The following is a 16,689-nucleotide window of genomic DNA, read 5'->3' as shown; positions in this document are numbered from 1 at the left end:
TGAACGGTGTGTTGGATGGTCGCCGATGATGGCTCGGCGCTATCGAGACCGATCGAGCACATAGGCGGGGAAGTCCGCGTTCTGTTCGCCGAGCGCCTGATCGTAACCCAATTCGCCTTGGCGTTTGGCCTGATCAGCCAGCTCGATGGCGTCCGGATAGCGTCCGGCCTCGGCGAGTTCTCTGGCTCGCGCGATCATGGCAGCCGTGTCGCGCCACTCCCCGCCGACCGAATCGGCACGCCGGCGGGCCGCCTCGGCGGCCTCGATGCCGGCGAGCGCCTGGGCTCGGTCCGGCGTTTCAGACCAGGCGGCGCCCAGTGGCAGCAGTACCGCCAAAACACCGGCGGCCAGACCGTATCCGTATCCGCGTTTCGTCGTGATCATTTGCGCGCTCCCGGGCCGTTGAGTTCGAGTCCGTTGTTCATATAGGTGAGGAAATACTCGAGATTGCGGTATTCCTCGCCCTGCGGCTCGAACGCCTTGGCGCGCACCTGTTCGTTGCAGCCGGCGAAGCGACGATGCAGCGTGCCCATCTCGCCCCATTCGGAGCGGTAGACCGGCCAGTGGGTGGTGTGTCCATAGGCCGGACTGAGGGTCTCGGTGCGCAGTTTGGTGCCCGAGGTGGCGAGATGACAGTGGGCGCAGGCGAAGTTGAGCTGGCCGCGACGGGCGAAATAGAAGCGCTTGCCCTGCTCGTAGGCGGCCAGTGCGCGCGGATCGTCCTGCGGGATCTCGACCCGGGTGATCTGACCGCGCGACTCGAAGGCGATGTAGGCGAGCAGATCGGCGATCGGACCCTTCTTATACTTCAAGGGCGTCTCGCCGTGCGCCGTTCGGCATGCGTTGAGCGCGAGCGGAAGCGTCATCACCTGGCCGCGTTCGCGGTCCCAGCGAGGGTAGTGGTTCATGATGGCGGGTCCATCGGGGAAGCAGTCGGCATAGCCCTGGCCATCGGCAAATGGGGTGTTCCACAGTGTTTCGCCCTGGCTGATGGCATTCTCGTAGGGCGGAAACTCCTCGATCGCCTCCCAGTTCTCGCGCGTGACAGGGTCGATGGCGTAGGTGCCGTTCTTGAACTCGTCCTCGGGTACGTTGGGGAAACGCTGCTTGAAATAGGCTTGGAAGGCCGCCTGTTCTTCTTCGGGTGTGGCGGCCGTGACCGGACCGATCGGCAGGGTGGCGCCGGCCAAGACGAGGGTCGCGAGCAGGAATCCGTGCTTGGTCATGATGACGATGTCCTCCGGTGGCGATCCGTTCAGAGTGACCAGATGTATTCGACGACATCGACGAATTCCTGTCGGGTCAGGATCTCGTGTTTGCCGAACGGCGGCATGACGGCCTCCGGGTTCTTGGCGGTCGCATCCCAGATCTGAGCGGCCAGATCGCGCTTGGACGGAAAACGTGTCTGCATCGAGACCAGAACCGGTCCGATCGTGCCGGGACTCTCCGCACCCGCCATCACATGGCAGGCGACGCAGTTGCCCTTGGCTCGGTCCGTGGCAACCTCCCGGCCGGCGACCGCATCGCCATCGAGCGCGAGGTCGTCGGGAAGGTCCGCCGCCGGCAGCGAACCGGAAGACAGGGCTGACAGGCCAAACAACAGCGCGGTGAGGCGCGATCGGTGTGAGACGTTCAACGGCATGCGAAATCTCCTCTCGATCATTGACGTTGTCGGCCAGTGAGGCGAGGGTGATCCGCCTCCTGGCCGGCTGGTTGTAATGAGCGGCCTTCCGGGCCAACGGCTCTTGATGGCCGTTCGATCGCGAGTGCCCGATCCTAGCATGGTCGAGGTACGCGAGAGATCAGCTCTCGGTGAGGGTGTGGCGGCGCTGAATTGGCCAAACTGACCGGGCACAATCCGCGTTCAGTGTGGTGGATAGCGATCGATTTCAAGCGTGGCAAAGCACGAACCGGCATCGGACAATGCTTCGCCGCCTTCCGAACAATAACCGATGCCCAGGAGGATGTGTCCCATGTCGCTCTCCAGACGCGAATTCGTTCGACTCATGGCCCTGGCCGGCGCGGCCGGTCTGCTGCCCGTCACCGGCCGCGCCGCTGCCGAGCGCCCGTCCGATCCCTATGAGATCCCGGCCTTCGGTCAGGTGCGCCTGCTGCATATCACCGACACCCATGCCCAGCTCAATCCGATCTATTTCCGCGAGCCGAACGTCAATCTGGGGATCGGCTCCGCGCTTGGTCGCGTGCCGCATCGCGTCGGCGCGGCGCTGCTCGAACGGTTCGGGATCGCGCCGGGTGGCCTGGAGGCCCATGCCTTCACCTATCTCGACTTCGCCGCCGCCGCCGAGCGGTTCGGCGCGGTCGGCGGCTTTGCGCATCTGAAGACGCTCGTCGACCGACTGCGTGCCCAGGCCGGAGAGGGGCGCAGTCTGCTGCTCGACGGCGGTGATACCTGGCAGGGTTCGGGCACGGCCTACTGGACGCGCGGCCGGGACATGGTCGGGGCCTGCAACCGGCTCGGCGTCGACGTCATGACCGGCCATTGGGAGTTCACCTATGGCGACGAGGAGGTGATCCGCAACATCGCTGAGTTCCAGGGCGCGTTCGTGGCCCAGAACGTCCGGGTGCGCGAGGAGGCGCTGTTCGACTATCGCTTCGAGGATTTCGCCGGGTTCGACGAGGACTCGGGACTGGCCTTCGAGCCTTACGTCATCAAAGAGGTCGGCGGGATCAAGGTCGCCGTCATCGGTCAGGCCTTCCCCTATACCCCGATCGCCAATCCGTCGCGCTTCATCCCGGACTGGACCTTCGGCATCGAGGACGGACGGATGCAGGAGATCGTCGACCGGGTGCGGGAGCAGGAGAAACCGGGCGTCGTGGTGGTGCTGTCGCACAACGGCATGGACGTCGATCTCAAGCTCGCCTCGCGCGTGCGCGGCATCGACGTCATCCTCGGCGGACACACCCACGACGGCGTGCCGACCCCGATCCTGGTCGAGAACCCCGGCGGCAAGACCCTCGTCACCAATGCCGGCTCCAACGGCAAGTTCGTCGGCGTCATGGATCTGGAGGTGAAGGACGGCCGGGTGAGCGACTATCGCTATCGGCTGCTGCCGGTGTTCTCCAACCTGATCGAGCCGGATCGGGCGATGCGCGACTATATCGCCGAGGTGCGCGCGCCCTATGCCGAACGGCTCGGCGAGAAGCTGGCGATCGCCGGCGAGCTGCTCTACCGGCGCGGCAACTTCAACGGCACCTTCGATCAGGTCATCTGTGACGCCCTGCGCCGGGTGCACGACGCTCAGATCAGTCTCTCGCCCGGTTTTCGCTGGGGCACGACGGTGCTGCCCGGTCAGACGATCACCCTGGAGCACGTACTCGACCAGACCTGTATCACCTATCCCGAGACCTACAGGCGCGAGATGAGCGGAGCGGATCTCAAGATGATCCTGGAGGACGTCGCCGACAACCTCTTCAACCCCGATCCCTATATCCAGCAGGGCGGCGACATGGTGCGTGTGGGCGGACTCGATTACGTCTGCGATCCGACCGCGCCCATGGGCGAGCGCATCCAGGCGATGCAGCTGGCCGACGGCACGCCGATCGAGGCGGGCAAGAGCTATGTGGTGGCCGGCTGGGCCACGGTCGGCAGTCAGGCGCCGGGTGAACCGATCTGGGACACGGTCGCGACCTATCTGCGGGATGTCAAAACCGTGAAGCTCGACCGGCTCGACACGCCCCGGCTCAAGAACGTTCGCGGCAACCCAGGCATGGCCGATTACGCCGGCGCCGTCATCTGATACGTTTCAGACATCGGCCGAGTCGACAGGCCCTCTGTCAGGATCGATTACACGGCGAAAAATATGTTCTTCCCCAAACTGCGCAGTATTGCGGCGACTGAGGCGGCAAGGCAGGACGTCGAGTTCCGTACCCTGTTCGAGGTGTATCCGGATGCCACCATCCTGATCGACCCGGCCGACGGCTCGACCCTGGAGTTCAATCAGGTCTCGTGCGCGCAACTCGGTTATACGTCCGAGGAATTCGCACGCTTGCGTATCAGCGATTACGAGGTCCAGGAATCCGCCGAGGACGTTGCGGCGCATATCCGGCGCGTCTTGACTCAGGGACGCGATGAGTTCGAAACCCAGCATCGGCACAAGGATGGTCGGGTCATCGATGTGAGTGTTGCTGTGTCGTGTCTGGATCTCGGTGAGCGCCCGGTGCTGCTGGCCGTCGTTCGCGACATCAGTCGCCGCAAACAGGATGAGCGCCAGGCACATCAAGCCGAAGAGCGACTGCAACTGGCCACGGAAGCGGCCAAGCTCGGTATCTGGGACTATGACATCCAGCAGGATCGATTGATCTGGGATGAGCGGATGTTCCAGCTCTATGGTCTCGAACCGAGAGAGTTCGGTTATCGCTTCGTGGATTGGTCAACGCTGGTCCTGCCGGAATCGCTTCAGCGTGTGAAAGCGGACTTCCAGGCGCTGGTCGAATCGGGCCGGCCTTTCGATGTCAAGTTTCAGATTCGTCGCCCCAGCGACGGAGAAATTCGGACCCTGCGCGGTTTGGCGCGAGTCACCCATGACGATCAGGGGCGAGCGATTCGTGTCGTCGGCGTCAATGAAGACATCACCGAGTTCCAGGCGGTGCAGCGCGAAATCCTCGATCGTGAGCAGCGTCTGCAACAGCTGGCGGAGCAGAGCCGCACCGTGACCTGGGAGGTGGACGCGCAAGGACGCTACACTTACCTGAGTCCGGTCGCTGAGCTGGTCTGGGGTTATACCCCGGACGAAATCGTTGGCCGGCGCTATTTCTACGATCTCCATCCCGAACCGGGACGCGAGGCGTTCAGGGAAGCGATCTTTCAGGCGATAGCCCAACAGTTGAAATTCCAGGGGCATGTCAACCCGATCATCCGCAAGGATGGCCGGGTGATCTGGGTGTCGACCAATGCCATTCCAGTCACCGATGATCGCGGTCTGTTGCTCGGTTATCGTGGCAGTGACGTCGATATCACCGAGGCCAAGTATGCCAAGGAGGCGCTCGAGGCCGAGAAGGAGCGCTTCAGAGGCATTTTCGAGAAGACCGGCAGTGCCGTGGCCGTGTATCAGCCGACGGATGACAGCCAGGATTTCATCTTCACCGACTACAACCCGGCCGCTGAACGCATCGATCGAACCACGCGCCAGGCGGTGATCGGCCGGTGTCTGACGGAGTGTTTTCCCGCTGCCATCGAGATGGGGCTGGTGGATATGCTGCGACGAGTGAACCTGACCGGACAGACCCAGTATATGCCGTCGGCTTATTATCAGGACGATCGTCTACAGGCCTGGCGCGAAAACACCATCTTCAAGCTCTCGTCCGGCGAGGTGGTGGCGGTCTACAACGATCTGACCGAGATCAAACGGGCCCAGGAAGCCGCCGAGCGTGCCAGTCGGGCCAAGAGTCAGTTCCTGGCCAATATGAGCCATGAGATCCGCACGCCCATGAACGCCGTGATCGGCTTGAGCGATCTGCTCCTGGAGACGCCGCTCGACGCCAAGCAGCGCGACTATCTGGGCAAGATTCGCGAATCTTCGCGCCTGCTGCTCGGGATCATCAACGACATTCTGGACTACTCCAAGATCGAGGCCGGAAAGCTGGATCTGTCGCTCCAGCCGTTTTCGCTCGACGATCTGCTCGATCAGATGCGCACGCTCTTCGGCAACGAAGCCGATGCGCGGGATATCGAGCTCATCTTCGATCTGGCCGTTTCATCACTTCATCGGGTCGAGGGCGACGCTTTGCGACTGCGGCAGGTGCTGATCAACCTGCTCAGCAATGCCGTCAAGTTCACCGAACAGGGGCAGGTGGTGCTCTCGATCCGTCAGCTTGATGCAGGAACCGCGTCGGCGCGTCTGCGTTTCGAGGTGCGTGACACAGGCATCGGTATCGCCCCCGAGCAGCAGACACGCCTGTTCAAGCCGTTTTCGCAAGCCGACAGTTCCACGACGCGCCGCTATGGCGGAACCGGTCTCGGATTGGTCATCAGTCAGAAACTGGTGGAAAAAATGGGTGGAACCCTGGTGCTGGAGTCGACGCCCGGGGCAGGCAGCCGGTTCTATTTCGATCTGACCCTGCCGGTGTCGTCCGATCAGACCCGCCCGTCATCGCCAGGCGACGTACCGCGCGGCGGGCGTGTCCTGATCGTCGACGATCAGGCGGATGCCCGTACCGTTCTGCGCGGCCTGCTGGACAGTCATGGCTTCGAGGTGGAGGAAGCCGACAGTGGTCGTGCCGCCATCCAGGCCGTGCAGGCGGCCGAGCGGGCGGGCCGGTCGTTTCGGTTCATCCTCATGGACTGGAGGATACCGGGTGAGCTGGATGGACTCCAGACGCTCAGAGAACTGCACGCGCTGCGTCGCCTGGGCGTCCTCAAGGGCGAGAGCATTCCGGCGCTGATCGTCAGCGCCTACAATCAGCAGGACGTGGCCGATCATGCCGAGTACTACAGTGCCTTCCTGAGCAAGCCCGTGACGGCGAACGTGCTGCTCGAGGCGATGCGGCAGGCCGTCTCCGAACAGCGTGCCACGGAACGACGGCCTGTCTCCGGAGTGCGCCGCATCCCCTGCTTCAGCGAGCGTACGCTGCTGTTGGTCGAAGACAATGCGCTCAATCGCGAGGTCGCCACGGCCATCCTCGACAAGACCCGGATCCGGATCATCCTGGCCAACAATGGTCAGGAAGCCGTCGACCAAGTCGGCCGGACCTCGATCGACCTCGTGCTCATGGATTTGCAGATGCCGGTCATGGATGGTTTCGAGGCGACCCGACGCATCCGCGCCCGCTATCCCGAGTTGCCGATCATTGCGCTGTCGGCGGCCGTCATGGATGCCGATCGCGAACAGGCGCGGCTCGCCGGCGCCAACGATCATGTGGCCAAACCCATCGAAAGCCAGACCGTGTTCGAGATGCTGGAGAAGTGGTTGATCCCGGATGGCTATCAGACGCCGGCGCTGTTGGACGCCGAACCACCGTCGGTGTCTGATCCCACAGCGGTCATCGATACGGAACGGGCGCTGCGGGTCTTCGATGGCGATCAGGCGCTCTATCAGCGGTCGCTCCAGCTCTTCAAGGAGCAGCTCGAAACGCAATTCGATCCGCTGTTCGGTCCCCTGGACAGCATCGAGAAGGGGGCGAGACGGCGCCTGCTGCATACGCTCAAGGGTCTGGCGGCCACGGTGGGCGCGCAGACGCTATCGGCGGCGACAGCCCGTCTCGAACCCTTCACCCGACGCGACGAAACGATTCCGGAATCCGAACTCCACAGCTTCGGGCAGGCCTTGCGAGCGGTTCGGGATCGGCTCGTTGCACTGGACGCTGCACTGGCTGCGCCAACCTGGACCGAGCCGGCGGACACGGCCGAGGCGATCGCCCCCAGCCTGAGCGAGCTGCTACGATGCCTGTCCGCCGGCGAGCTGGTCGAAGAGGCACTGCTGGCCCGAGTGATGGAATTCATCCGGGCGCAGGGCCACGGGTCCGCCGCCGATGAGCTGAGGCGACTCGTGGACTCCTTCGAGCACGATCGCGCGACGGCCATGCTGCGGTCACTGGCCGAACAGGCCGGTGTCGAGCCTGTGTGAGGTGTGACGTGTCGGACAGCAAGCAAGCCACGATACTGATCGTCGACGATCAGCCGGCCAATATCCACGCCCTGGCGGCGCTGCTCAAGAAAGACTACCGCATCCTGACCGCCACGCGCGGTGAAAAGGCTCTGGAACTCGCGGCCAGGACACCGCCGCCGGATCTGATCCTGCTCGATATCGTGATGCCGGACATGGATGGTCATGAAGTCTGCTGTCGGCTCAAGAATGACGAGGCGACCAAGGCGATCCCGATCATCTTCGTCACCGCGCTCGGCGAGGAGCGGGACGAGGAGCATGGACTGAATCTCGGCGCGGCCGACTACATCAGCAAGCCGTTCAGCCCGGCGATCGTGCGCGCTCGGGTGCGCAATCAGATCCATCTCAAGCTCCGCACCGACCGGCTGGAACAGGTGGCCATGCAGGATGGTTTGACCCAGATTCCCAATCGTCGTCGCTTCGACCAGAAGCTCAGGGAGGAGTGGGCGCGTCTGATACGCCCCGATCAGTCATTGTCGCTGCTCATGATCGACATCGATCAGTTCAAGCCCTACAACGATCACTACGGTCACGGAGCCGGGGACGAGTGTCTCAGACAGGTTGCGCAAGCCCTGTATCAGGTGCCGCAACGCCCCGCAGATCTGGTGGCGCGCTATGGGGGAGAGGAGTTCGCGGTCGTGCTGCCCGAGACCGACGAAACGGGGGCCGAGCATCTCGCCCGGCGTCTGCTCGAATCTGTTCAGGCGCTAGGGATCGAGCATGATTACTCGGACGTGGCACCCCAGGTCAGTGTCAGCATTGGTGTGGCCACGCATTCGCCGCGTCGACCGCGAAGCGACGCCGAGGCCTTGAAGCAGAGCGCCGATCGGGCGCTGTATCAGGCCAAGTCCCAGGGCCGGAATCGCGTTTCTTTCGAATGACCGAGCGGGACGTGCCAGAGGCCGCGTCCCGCTCGCTTCCCGTCAAGAGCCAAGCCGAATCGATCGGACCTGACTCGCTTCAAGCCGGATCTCAGTGATCCACTGCGCCCTCGGCGCCGATGCCGGTCTCACAGCGGATACGCTGGGCCTCGAAGGCGTGACGCTCACGCTTGGCCTGCTCGGAGTGGTCGAGCAGCGAGACGATCCAGATGAAGAAGAACGCCAGCGGCATCGAGATGATCGCCGGGTTGTTGAGCGCGATCAGACCGACCGGCTTGCCATCGGCGTCGACATGACCCAGCACGTCGCCCCACACCGCCTTCGACAGGATGGTGAGCACCACGGCGCTGATCAGACCGACCACGCCGCCGACCAGGGCGCCATTGGTGGTCATCTTGCCCCAGAAGATCGAGGTGATCAGCACCGGGAAGTTGGCGCTTGCCGCAATGGCGAAGGCCAGACCGACCATGAAGGCCACGTTCTGGCTCTCGAAGACGATGCCGAGCACGATGGCCAGCAGGCCCAGGCTGAAGGTCGCGATCTTGGAGATGCGGATCTCGGTGGTCTCGTTACTGCGACCGCGCGCGATGACGCTGGCATAGAGGTCGTGCGAGATCGCCGAGGCGCCGGCCAGGGTCAGACCCGCGACCACCGCCAGGATGGTGGCGAAGGCCACCGCCGAGATGAAGCCCAGGAACAGATTGCCGCCGACGGCTTCGGCCAGACGGATGGCGACCATGTTGGTACCGCCGTCGATGCCCTTGACGAGCTGATCCTTGATCACCGAACCGTCGGCCGCAAGCGCCTCGGGCTTGAAGAACTCCGGATGCTGCGACAGCAGCACGATGGCCGCAAAACCGATGATGAAGGTCAGGATGTAGAAGTAGCCGATGAAGCCGGTGGCGTAGAACACCGATTTGCGCGCTTCCTTGGCATCCGGCACGGTGAAGAAGCGCATCAGGATGTGCGGAAGCCCAGCGGTACCGAACATGAGCGCCAGACCCAGCGAGATGGCGTTGACCGGATCCGTGACCAGCGAACCGGGCGACATGATGTCGAGCGCCTTGGGATGGGTCTCGACGGCCTGACGGAACATCTCCTCGGGCGAGAAGCCGAAGGTCGACAGCGCCACCACAGCCATGAAGGTCGCGCCCGAGAGCAGCAGCACCGCCTTGATGATCTGTACCCAGGTGGTGGCGGTCATGCCGCCGAAGATGACATAGACCATCATCAGCGCGCCGACGGCGACCACCGCCATCCAGTAGTCCAGACCGAACAGGAGCTGGATGAGCTTGCCGGCGCCGACCATCTGCGCGATCAGGTAGAACGCGACCACCACCAGCGAGGAGATGGCCGCCATGGTGCGGATCTGGGTCTGACCGAAGCGGTACGAGCTGACGTCGGCGAAGGTGAACTTGCCGAGGTTACGGATCTGCTCGGCGATCAGGAACATGATCACCGGCCAGCCGACCAGGAAGCCGATGGAGTAGATCAGACCATCATAGCCCGAGGCGAACACCAGACCCGAGATACCCAGGAAGGAGGCCGCCGACATATAGTCGCCGGCGATCGCCAGACCGTTCTGAAAACCGGTGATGCCGCCGCCGGCGGTATAGAAATCCTTGGCCGAACGGGTGCGCTTGGCGGCCCAGTAGGTGATACCGAGCGTTCCGGCCACGAACACCAGGAACATGATGATGGCGGTGTAGTTGGTCGCCTGACGCTCGACCTCGCCGGTCACGGCCGGGCCGGCCAGGAGCGCGAAGGGCGCGAGCAGGGCCAGCAGCACGCCCCAGAGATAGAACCGCTTCATTGCAGATCCTCCCGGATGGCCTTGGTCAGGGCGTCGAAGTGGCTGTTGGCCTTGGCGACATAGATCCCGGTCAGGACGAAAGCGCTGACGATGATAGCCACACCGACCGGCATGCCGATGGTGGTCACGGCCCCTTCGGCGATCGGTGTGCCGAGCAGCGAGGGCGCGAAGGCGATGATCAGGATGAAGCCGTAGTAGATCACCAGCATGATGACCGTCAGGTTCCAGGCGAAGCATTTACGGGAGCACACGAGCTCCTGATAACGCGGATGCGCCTTGATGGCGTCGACCGAGTCTTGTTGCATGGGTCTTCCTTTGAGTGTTGTCTGAGGTCGAGAGACAAACGACGGTGATGCACTTCATGAACTGCGCTGAAGAACGAGGAAACCGTCGAGCTGTATGGGCGCGCGCTGCTATATGACCCCGCATCATGGCGATGCGAGTGTCTCTCGTGGATGTCTTAAGGATTTGGGCGATGCGCGCGGTGTAGAGCGGCGGGATTCTGGTGTTGACCGACGCCAAGAGTCAATCAGAATAAGATTTAATCTATCAATCTCGTCTATATGATCGCGCAAGTCGCTGATCGCCTCGCACGGCTATTTGCCCGAACAATGCCTTTGGGTTGACAATGAAGAATCGATCAATACCCACGTCCTTGCGGAGACCGCCCCATGTCCGACAAAGCCCCCTGGATCACCTTCCGGCCCGAACTCAAGGTGCTCGACTGCACCGTGCGGGACGGGGGGCTGGTGAATGCCCATCAATTCAGCGACGACTTCGTGCGGGCTGTCTACCGGGCCTGTGTCGAGGCGGGCATCGACTATATGGAGATCGGCTACAAGAACTCGCCCAAGGTCTTCCCCAAGGAGAAGTTCGGCCCCTGGCGCCACTGCGACGAGGCCGATCTCAAACGTGTCGTCGGCGACCACGACCCCGAGAAGACGGGTCTGAAGCTCGCCGCCATGGCCGACGCCGGCAAGAGCGACTGGGAGACCCAGATCGTCCCGGCCGCCGAGAGTCCGCTGTCGATGATCCGCGTGGCCTTCTACGCCCATCAGGTCTCGGAGGCGGTCGACATGATCCGCTACGCCCATGATCTGGGCTACGAGACCACGGCCAACCTGATGGCCGTCTCCAACATCACCGAGGCCGAGATCGATACGGTGCTGGAGTCGATCGCGCCGACCCCGGCGACCACCATGGTCATCGTCGACAGCTTCGGCTACCTCTACCGCGAGCAGATCGACCGGCTCTACAGGAAGTACACCTCGGCCCTGGAAGGTACCGGCAAGGAGATCGGCATCCACGCCCACAACAATCTGCAGCTGGCCTTCGCCAACACCATCGAGGCCATCATCCTCGGCTGCAACCGGGTCGACGCCACCATGTACGGCTTCGGGCGCGGCGCGGGCAACTGTCACACCGAACTGCTGCTCGGCTTCCTGCGCAATCCCAAGTTCGAGGTGCGTCCGGTCATCGAGGTGATCCAGAAATATCTCTTCCCCCTGCGCCGGGAGCTCGACTGGGGGCCGTCGATCCCCTACAACCTCACCGGCCAGCTCAACCAGCACCCGCGCAGCGCCATCGAGTGGCGTGAGGGGCCGACCCCGGACGACTTCCTGGGCTTCTACGACAAACTGGTGGCGGAGATCTGAGCCATGGCCAGTGACGCGATCCTGATCCTGGATGGCCAGGAGTACCGCTTCCCCATCCGTGAGGGCACCGAGGGCGAACGTGCGATCGACATCCAGGATCTGCGCGCGCGCACTGGCCACATCACGCTCGATCCGGGCTACGGCAACACCGGCAGCTGTCAGAGCGCCATCACCTTCATCGACGGCGAGCAGGGCATCCTGCGTTATCGTGGGATTCCCATCGAGCAGTTCGAGCAGGCGCCGAACTTCGTCGAGGTTGCCTGGCTGTTGATCTTCGGGCATCTGCCGAGCGCCGAGGAGTATCGGATCTTCTCCGAGCGGCTCACCGCCTGCGCCAACCTCGACGAGAGCATGAAGCACCACTTCGAGGGCTTCCCGCGCTCGGCGCCGCCCATGGCCATTCTCTCGGCCATGATCAACGCGCTCTCCTGTTTCCATCCCGACTATTTCGAGCTGGAAGAGGGCGATCACTTCCAGGCCGCCGCCGCCGGACTCATCAGTAAGATCCGCACCATCGCCGCCTATGCCTACCGGCATTCGATCGGGCAGCCCTACATCTATCCCCATCCGGGGCAGCGCTATGTGCCGAACTTCCTGCACATGATGTTCTCGCAGCCCTATGCCGAGTATGTCTGCGATCCGATCGTCAAGGATGCGCTCAACCTGATCCTGATCCTGCACGCCGATCACGAGCAGAACTGCTCGACCTCGACGGTGCGCATGGTCGGCTCCAGTCAGGCCAATCTGTTCGCCTCCTGCGCGGCCGGTGTCTGTGCGCTCTGGGGACCGCTGCACGGCGGGGCCAATGTCGCGGTGCTGGAGATGCTCGAACAGATCCATCGCGGCCACATCAGCCCCGAGGACTATGTGCAACTGGCCAAGGACAAGGACAGCAAGGTCCGGCTCATGGGCTTCGGGCATCGGGTCTACAAGAACTTCGACCCGCGCGCCAAAATGCTCGCCAACGTAGCCGAGAAGCTGCTGCCAACGCTCGGCGTCCAGGATCCGCTGCTCGACATCGCCCGCCGGCTCGAAGAGATCGCGCTCGAAGATCCCTATTTCGTCGACCGCCAGCTCTATCCCAATGTCGACTTCTACAGCGGCATCATCCTGCGCGCCATCGGCATCCCGACCAATATGTTCACCGTCATGTTCGCCATCGGCCGGTTGCCCGGCTGGATCGCGCACTGGTGGGAGCAGGCCCAGACCCAGGGCAACAAAATCGCCCGTCCGCGCCAGATCTATGTCGGTCCGGGCGTGACCGATCACGTGCCCCGAGAGGCGCGGATGTGAGTCCAGGTGGTGGGCGTCGAGACGGCGGTCACGACAGGCTCCTGACAACAGACAGGCTCGACCGGAGTCCATCGGGATCGCGCATGTCGCCTGATGGGTGAGTTCGATCCTGTCTTCGTAGAGAGGACACAGGTTTGAACAAACAGATCCAGTTCGCCATCGCCGCGCTCGTGCTCAGTCTGGGGTTGGCGATCTACGGCATCATCGTCTTCGCCAACGCGGAGAAGGGGCGCGATCTCCAGTCCTTGCAGACCCAGATGAGCCTCGTGGCCGACAGTCGTGCCGAGGCGATCGAGCATTGGTTGCAGGGTCAGTATGCCGTGCTGGAGCGGTCGGCGCAGTATCCTCCCTTGCACCGAGCGCTGGCGCAGACGAGTGAGTCGCCGGACGAGACGGCCCGCGAGACGCTGCGCGACCTGCTGGCCGTGACGGCCGAACGCATGGGGTTTCTGTCGCGCCAGAGTACCGGCTATCAGCCCAGCCGCTTTGAAGTGGGACTCGAAGGCAGTCTGGCGGCGCTCGATCCGCAAGGCCGCCTCTTGGCCGCAACGAGCGGCATGCCGCCGATCGAGGGTGCGCTGGCCGATTTTCTGCAACGAACGCCGCTGACCGAGCGCGGGCTGCTCGATCTGCATCGCGGCGCGCATGAGCGGCTGACACTCGGTTTTCTGGTGCCGGTGGTGGCGGACACGTCCGGGCAGGAAGGGTCGGGGGGCGTGATTGCGCGTCTGCTGGCGCTGCGTCCGATCGATGCCGGAGTCTTTGCGATACTCAAGCAGCCGGGACTCGCCGCGCGCACGTCCGAGACCTATGTGATCCGTCGATCCGGCAATCTGATCGAATATCTCTCGCCGCTGCTCGACGGCAGTGAACCGCTGACGAAGCGACTCGCGATCAACACCAGGGATCTCATCGACGTCGAGGCGCTGGAGCAGCCGGGGCTGTTCCATCAGGGCCGTCATTACGCCTTCACCGAATCCTTTGCCGTCAGTCGGCGCATCCCCGGAACCGACTGGGTGCTGGTGCATCGGATCGGTGCCGCTGAAGCCCTGGCGGCAAGCGATGCGCGGCGCATGACGCTCATCAGCGGTCTGGCTCTGCTGGTGGTGCTGATCGGCGCGGCCCTGGTGCTGGTGTGGTTCTATGCCACCTCGCGTCGGGTCGAGGAGGTCGCGGAGTGTTATCGGCTGTCCTCGGAGCGCTTCGAGCGTCTGTCGGGTTTCCTCGACATCCTGACCGACAGCCAGCCCAATCCCATCCTGGTCGTCGATGCAAGCAACCACATCACCTATGCCAACCGGCGTCTGGCCGAACTCAGCGGCATCGCGCGCGACGAACTGATCGGACGCTCGCTGACCGGCGTGCTCGGGCAGGACGCAGGCGGGTTCTATGGCGCGATCAATCAGCGCGTTCTGGAGAATGGAGCGCCGCAGGTCGAGATCAGGCACCTGAGCGACGAGCCGGGCGGGGAGCGGGTGTGGCGCTCGCATCACTGCCCCTTTACGGCCGCGACCGATGCCCAGGAACCGGCCGTGCTCGTCACCATCGAGGATCTGACCGATCTGATGCGTGAGCGCGCCCGGCGCGAACGCAACACCCAGCAACTGATCGACACCCTCGTCGGCCTGGTCGACGAGCGCGATCCCGATTCGGCGCATCAGTCCAGATACGTCGTCCAGGTCGCGCGCGCCATGGCCGAGGATCTCGGGTTCGACCCGCCGCAGGTCGAGACGACCGAACAGGCCGCGCGTTTGGTCAACATCGGCAAGATCCGCATCCCGCGTTCACTGCTGGTCAAGGGCGGCAGCCTGACCGATCAGGAGCTAAAGCGGGTGCGTGAGGCGCTCGATGCCGGGCCGGAGCTGCTGCGCGACATCGAGTTCGATGGACCTGTGCTCGAAACCCTGGCGCAGATCAACGAATGGGTCGACGGCAGCGGTCGGCCGCGCGGTCTGAAGGGTGACGAGATCCTGCCCGCCGCCCAGGTGGTCGCGCTCGCCAATGCCTTCGTGGCCCTGATCAGCCCGCGGTCCTTCCGCGACGCCCGGAGTTTCGATGAGGCCGAGGCGATTCTGATGCGCGAGATCGGCCGTCGTTTCGACAAGCGCTTCGTGCTGAGCCTGCTCAATCATCTCGACAACTGGGGCGGGCGCGAGGAATGGGCGGACATGAACCGGCGGAGTTGAGGCTCGTGCAGGCGTCATGGACGACGCGTGCCGTTATCGCGCACAAGAAAAAACCGGCCTGAGCCGGTTTTTTCTATTTCGGGAATTTGGTCGGGGTGACAGGATTCGAACCTGCGACTTCTGCCTCCCGAAGACAGCGCTCTACCAAGCTGAGCTACACCCCGTAAATCGATACACCGTCAATACGTGCGAGCGACCGCGAAATCCGCCAGCAGGGCGAGTGCGTCGTTCGCGGGCGAGGCGGGTAGGCGTTCTAGCGCTTTTTTGGCCTGTGCCGCGTAGGACTGTGCGAGCTGCGTAGTGTAGTCGATCGCGTCGGTGGACGCAATAGCCGCTGTGACGGATTCGATGCGATCGCGTCCGCCATGCTCGATGGCATCGCGCAGCAGGGCGCGTTGCTCAGGCGTACCGACCTGCATGGCGCGGATGATCGGCAGGGTCGGCTTGCCCTCGTCGAGGTCGTCGCCGACGTTCTTGCCCAGCTCGGCATTGTCGACGCTGTAGTCGAGCGCATCGTCGACGAGCTGGAAGGCAATGCCGAGACGGAGGCCGTATTCGCGGATGGCTTCCTCGATCTCGGGCGGCGACTCGGCGATCACGGCGCCGAGTCGGGTGCCGGCCTCGAACAGGGTCGCGGTCTTGCGGCTGATGACTTCCATATAGCGCGCCTCGTCCGTGTCGGGATCGCGCTCGTTGAGCAACTGCAGCACCTCGCCCTCGGCGATGCGGTTGGTGGCGTGCGCCAGCACTTCCATCACCCGCATGTTGCCGACATCGACCATCATCTCGAACGAGCGCGAGTAGAGGAAGTCGCCGACCAGCACGCTGGCGTCATTGCCCCAGACCACGTTGGCGGTCTCGCGATTGCGCCGCAGTTCCGAGCCGTCGACCACGTCATCGTGCAGCAGGGTCGAGGTGTGGATGAACTCCACGATGGCGGCGAGATCGATGTGGCGCTCGCCGGTATAGCCGCAGGCGCGCGCGGCCAGCAATACCGAGAGCGGACGCAACCGCTTGCCGCCGCTGTTGACGATGTAGTGCCCGATCTGGTTGATCAGCACCACGTCGGATTGGAGTCGGCGCAGGATCAAGGCGTCGACGGCCTTGGTGTCCTCGGCGACGGGTTGTCGAATCCTGGAAAGGTCCATGCGTGTCTGGTGTCTACCGTAGAATGGCGGCGGATGCTAGGGGCGGGGACGAAAGGCTGTCAAGCCGAGCGCCCCGGCTGTCGATTCGACA

Annotated in this window: 12 protein-coding genes and 1 tRNA gene; 6 read left to right on the top strand and 7 right to left on the bottom strand. The window is 63.5% G+C overall.

The genetic code is table 11. From position 1 onward, the window contains the following. Nucleotides 1-39 precede the first annotated feature (39 nt). Genes ALVIN_RS10810 through soxX form a run of 3 tightly spaced genes read right to left on the bottom strand, consistent with a single transcriptional unit; the run spans nt 40 to nt 1,642 of the window. Nucleotides 40-384: a hypothetical protein gene (locus ALVIN_RS10810; protein ID WP_012971363.1), complete on the bottom strand. Its 345-nt coding sequence runs from the start codon at nt 382-384 to the stop codon at nt 40-42. After that, on the bottom strand, nt 381-1,226 hold the full coding sequence (soxA, locus tag ALVIN_RS10805) for a sulfur oxidation c-type cytochrome SoxA (RefSeq protein ID WP_012971362.1): 846 nt from the start codon (nt 1,224-1,226) through the stop codon (nt 381-383). Before soxA ends, ALVIN_RS10810 begins: the two co-directional genes overlap by 4 nt. A gap of 29 nt (nt 1,227-1,255) precedes the next feature. Then, on the bottom strand, nt 1,256-1,642 hold the full coding sequence (gene soxX / locus ALVIN_RS10800; protein WP_012971361.1) for a sulfur oxidation c-type cytochrome SoxX: 387 nt from the start codon (nt 1,640-1,642) through the stop codon (nt 1,256-1,258). 331 nt (nt 1,643-1,973) lie between these two features. Between soxX and soxB the strand changes: the two genes are divergently transcribed. The 3 genes from soxB (at nt 1,974) to ALVIN_RS10785 (ending at nt 8,503) form a co-directional block, all read left to right on the top strand. Continuing rightward, a complete protein-coding gene (gene soxB / locus ALVIN_RS10795) occupies nt 1,974-3,758 on the top strand; it encodes a thiosulfohydrolase SoxB (protein WP_012971360.1) in 1,785 nt (594 codons plus the stop codon). 63 nt (nt 3,759-3,821) lie between these two features. After that, nucleotides 3,822-7,583, top strand: coding sequence for a PAS domain S-box protein (locus ALVIN_RS10790; protein WP_012971359.1), 3,762 nt, complete (start codon nt 3,822-3,824; stop codon nt 7,581-7,583). Between the two features lie 8 nt (nt 7,584-7,591). Further along, a complete protein-coding gene (locus ALVIN_RS10785) occupies nt 7,592-8,503 on the top strand; it encodes a diguanylate cyclase domain-containing protein (RefSeq protein ID WP_012971358.1) in 912 nt (303 codons plus the stop codon). A 91-nt stretch (nt 8,504-8,594) separates the two neighbouring features. On the opposite strand, the gene ALVIN_RS10780 is transcribed toward ALVIN_RS10785, so the two are convergent. Both ALVIN_RS10780 and ALVIN_RS10775 read right to left on the bottom strand, forming a co-directional pair. Further along, the gene (locus tag ALVIN_RS10780; RefSeq protein ID WP_012971357.1) at nt 8,595-10,316 is read right to left on the bottom strand and encodes a cation acetate symporter; all 1,722 of its coding nucleotides are present in this window, start codon (nt 10,314-10,316) and stop codon (nt 8,595-8,597) included. Beyond that, nucleotides 10,313-10,621, bottom strand: coding sequence for a DUF485 domain-containing protein (locus ALVIN_RS10775; protein ID WP_012971356.1), 309 nt, complete (start codon nt 10,619-10,621; stop codon nt 10,313-10,315). The genes ALVIN_RS10780 and ALVIN_RS10775 overlap by 4 nt, the downstream gene beginning before the upstream one ends. 366 nt (nt 10,622-10,987) lie before the next feature. Between ALVIN_RS10775 and ALVIN_RS10770 the strand changes: the two genes are divergently transcribed. The 3 genes from ALVIN_RS10770 to ALVIN_RS10760 all read left to right on the top strand — a co-directional run bounded on the left by ALVIN_RS10770 (nt 10,988) and on the right by ALVIN_RS10760 (nt 15,450). After that, nucleotides 10,988-11,971 carry an aldolase catalytic domain-containing protein gene (locus ALVIN_RS10770; RefSeq protein ID WP_012971355.1) on the top strand — a complete coding sequence of 328 codons (984 nt, stop codon included), beginning with the start codon at nt 10,988-10,990 and terminating at the stop codon, nt 11,969-11,971. A 3-nt stretch (nt 11,972-11,974) separates the two neighbouring features. Further along, nucleotides 11,975-13,264 carry a citrate synthase gene (locus ALVIN_RS10765; RefSeq protein WP_012971354.1) on the top strand — a complete coding sequence of 430 codons (1,290 nt, stop codon included), beginning with the start codon at nt 11,975-11,977 and terminating at the stop codon, nt 13,262-13,264. A 134-nt stretch (nt 13,265-13,398) separates the two neighbouring features. Beyond that, entirely contained in the window at nt 13,399-15,450 is a 2,052-nt protein-coding gene (locus ALVIN_RS10760) for an HD domain-containing phosphohydrolase (protein ID WP_012971353.1), read from the top strand. An 87-nt stretch (nt 15,451-15,537) separates the two neighbouring features. Here ALVIN_RS10760 and ALVIN_RS10755 read toward each other — a convergent pair. Then, a tRNA-Pro gene (locus tag ALVIN_RS10755) sits at nt 15,538-15,614 on the bottom strand. A 15-nt stretch (nt 15,615-15,629) separates the two neighbouring features. Next, nucleotides 15,630-16,598: a polyprenyl synthetase family protein gene (locus ALVIN_RS10750; RefSeq protein WP_012971352.1), complete on the bottom strand. Its 969-nt coding sequence runs from the start codon at nt 16,596-16,598 to the stop codon at nt 15,630-15,632. Nucleotides 16,599-16,689 lie beyond the last annotated feature (91 nt).

The sequence above is a fragment of the Allochromatium vinosum DSM 180 genome (assembly GCF_000025485.1).
GTDB classification, from domain to species: domain Bacteria; phylum Pseudomonadota; class Gammaproteobacteria; order Chromatiales; family Chromatiaceae; genus Thermochromatium; species Thermochromatium vinosum.
Note: the sequence above shows the minus strand (reverse complement) of the source record. Positions and strands in the feature narration are given on the sequence as shown.

What these genes read in the sequence shown, in the direction of transcription:
- ALVIN_RS10780 (WP_012971357.1), bottom strand. Translation starts at nt 10,316, where the DNA reads ATGAAGCGGTTCTATCTCTGGGGCGTGCTGCTGGCCCTGCTCGCGCCC.
- ALVIN_RS10790 (WP_012971359.1), top strand. Translation starts at nt 3,822, where the DNA reads ATGTTCTTCCCCAAACTGCGCAGTATTGCGGCGACTGAGGCGGCAAGG.
- soxB (WP_012971360.1), top strand. Translation starts at nt 1,974, where the DNA reads ATGTCGCTCTCCAGACGCGAATTCGTTCGACTCATGGCCCTGGCCGGC.
- ALVIN_RS10810 (WP_012971363.1), bottom strand. Translation starts at nt 384, where the DNA reads ATGATCACGACGAAACGCGGATACGGATACGGTCTGGCCGCCGGTGTT.
- ALVIN_RS10775 (WP_012971356.1), bottom strand. Translation starts at nt 10,621, where the DNA reads ATGCAACAAGACTCGGTCGACGCCATCAAGGCGCATCCGCGTTATCAG.
- soxX (WP_012971361.1), bottom strand. Translation starts at nt 1,642, where the DNA reads ATGCCGTTGAACGTCTCACACCGATCGCGCCTCACCGCGCTGTTGTTT.
- ALVIN_RS10750 (WP_012971352.1), bottom strand. Translation starts at nt 16,598, where the DNA reads ATGGACCTTTCCAGGATTCGACAACCCGTCGCCGAGGACACCAAGGCC.
- ALVIN_RS10770 (WP_012971355.1), top strand. Translation starts at nt 10,988, where the DNA reads ATGTCCGACAAAGCCCCCTGGATCACCTTCCGGCCCGAACTCAAGGTG.
- ALVIN_RS10765 (WP_012971354.1), top strand. Translation starts at nt 11,975, where the DNA reads ATGGCCAGTGACGCGATCCTGATCCTGGATGGCCAGGAGTACCGCTTC.
- soxA (WP_012971362.1), bottom strand. Translation starts at nt 1,226, where the DNA reads ATGACCAAGCACGGATTCCTGCTCGCGACCCTCGTCTTGGCCGGCGCC.